Source organism: Fulvivirga lutimaris (assembly GCF_009711525.1).
Lineage (GTDB): Bacteria > Bacteroidota > Bacteroidia > Cytophagales > Cyclobacteriaceae > Fulvivirga > Fulvivirga lutimaris.
Genome location: NZ_SMLV01000134.1, coordinates 1 through 2585, shown reverse-complemented (window position 1 = coordinate 2585; position 2585 = coordinate 1). Strand labels below are relative to the sequence as shown.

Annotated in this window: 2 protein-coding genes; both read right to left on the bottom strand. The window is 37.7% G+C overall.

All coding sequences use genetic code 11. The features are described from left to right. Positions 1–1437, bottom strand: a 1437-nt coding sequence (locus E1140_RS00760; protein WP_155178043.1) for a TolB family protein, incomplete at its 3' end; no start/stop codon positions are given. 268 nt (positions 1438–1705) lie between these two features. Beyond that, the gene (gene greB / locus E1140_RS00755) at positions 1706–2242 is read right to left on the bottom strand and encodes a transcription elongation factor GreB (protein ID WP_155178042.1); all 537 of its coding nucleotides are present in this window, start codon (positions 2240–2242) and stop codon (positions 1706–1708) included. Positions 2243–2585 lie beyond the last annotated feature (343 nt).

The window sequence follows — 2585 nt, the reverse complement described above, 5'->3', positions numbered from 1 at the left end:
TATAGAGCCTTGCCCCCCATATATGTATGCAATTGTTTTGGGTTTGCCTCCCTCAAATGGCATTATTCGAATTAAGCAGTGTCTATAGAAAGGATGGTCGTTAGGGTCGATGTCTTTAGGGAATGAAATAAACACAATCCATTTTTGGTCAGGGCTAATATGGGGAAACCAATCATTATAATCATCAAAGGTAATTTGTTCCTGATTTTTGCCATTAGCGTCCATTTTCCAGAGTTTCATTTTTCCGGTTCTGGAAGAGTTGAAGAAAATATGCTTACCATCAGGAGTAAATTCTGAGCCGTCATCTAATGCTTTTTGATTGGTCAGCTGGGTCTCATTTCCAGTTTCAACATCTATCGAATAAATGTCATATTGACCATTTCTCTCCCCAGTAAAGAGCATGGACTTATTGTCTGGTGACCAGCCGTGCAAGTATGATGCACCAACACCTGATTTAGTAACTTGTGTCGGATTGTCACTACCTCCTGAAGATAAGTAATAGAGCGAAGAAGCATTATTCTCAGCTGGGTTGTGATTGCTAATGCCCAGTAAAGATCCATCGAACGACAATACATGATCATTGTTATTATTTACAGCAAACCCGGTATTTAAATTGGTGATTTGGCTGCTCCGGAGATTGAATGAATAAAGCCTTCCTTTGGAGTTGTATATTAAATTTTGCCCATCTGCAGTCCAGTTAGGTGCTTGTATCGAGTGTGCGGATGTATAGATTATTTTGCGGTTTCCTGATTCAATGTCCAAAATTTCAAGATTGCTTCCAATGTATTCTCTATATGGAACAAAATTTGGATCTGCTTTTTTAATAATTCTTACATTTCTAAATTCAACAGTTTCAACAACATCCGGATTGTGTGCACATACATAGAGACCTACGAATACTTCATTGTCCATTGGTAAAATATCAGACTCCACAGTGGTAAATTCCTCTCCAAATTTGGCAGATGACATTATAAATTTATCACCAATCCTTTCCAATTGGATCACGGTTGGAAAAGTGTTTATTGAGGTATATTCTTCCGTATCGCCACCGTCAGTTTTTCTGTATTGCAAAGAGGTTAACCCATCACCATGGGTTGTGGCATTGATATGCTTTGTTTCACCACTTAAGTCGTTTTTTACAATCCATCCCGCCTTTCTATGTGGGTCAACACCTTGTCCTAGAAACGATAATTCTGCCCGAAGTATGAAGTCGCCTTGAATGGTAGTCCACAAATAGTTAAACTCATCCTGCGCAAACCACATATTTGCCCCGCTTCCACCTATGGTGTAGGTATCATTTGCCTTATCGTAATTGACAAAACCACTTTTTTTAGGGCTACCAATATTGGTATGGTTATCGAATGCACCCAAATTCAGTTGACAGAATGCAGTGTTGGCTATTAAAAACAATAATATGAATTGGAATTTTAAATACATATAACTTGGGGGTTATGGCACCAATAAATAAACGAACTCAAGTACTTAGGGCAAGGTATTGTTAAAATATGAAAAACTCAATTTAAATATTTGTTCTATTTAGTACAGAGGGTAATTCTGGCATCTAAATCAAAGTGATATATGGAAATATAAATGCTGTCAGTCAGAGATACTTCGGTTTCCCTCCTGTTCTTCTCGATGATCTTGATTGCCCATAGGGCTGAAGTAAAAATATCCCATATTCCGATATGAAATATTTGTGATCATCCTATATAATTAACATCACTCTTAAGTATGATGCTTTGATCACTTTGTGAAGCCAGCAGGGCAGGAGTTCTCCCATTTTACTTTTGTTTATCTTCCAAACAAATTCAGTGACTGGTGTTCTCACAATGGCCTCATCTCCTACCTTTTTATCTAGCAGAGCCTTTGCCATAGGAGAGTCCATAGAGATATAATCTTTGTTGCCAATAAGTTCTTCATAGCCTACAATACGCAGGCGTTTTTTCAAGCCCTTATCATTTTCAATTTCCACCCGTTCGACAAACATTACTTTGCCCTCGTGATAAGGGTCGTAACGAATCATTTTAAAATCATCGATGCATTTGTGCAAGTAGCGCACGCGGCTATCAATTTCCCGTAGTCGCCTTTTATTATAATGATAATCTGCATTTTCTGATCTATCACCAAGACTAGCAGCCCAAGCAACTTTGTTTGTAGTTTCGGGCCTATCCACCCTCCAGAGATGGTCCAATTCTGCCTTTAGCTTTTCTAATCCTTCAGGGGTTATCATCTGTATTCCCATTGTGATCAGCTAAGCTTGGTAAATTCCAATTCAAAGGAAATAAAAATGACTCTTATCTAATAGGTCCAAGCAAATGAGTGTGATAAAAAAAGCTTTTGGTAATTATAAAAAGATCCACTCGTGAGTACTATAAAATTGGTTGAGCTGCATAGAGGCTGTAATAAGACAAATTATGGAAATATTGAGACAAAAGAGTAACTACATTGTGGGAGTTCCCCAAATAAAGCCCCTCAGCTTGAGAAATATTGTGTCAAATAAGTCCCATTTTATAATTCAGGACGATTTTATACTCAAATTATATTTTCTTGTGGAAAAGAAAGCGAAGACACCATAGAAAAGCTGA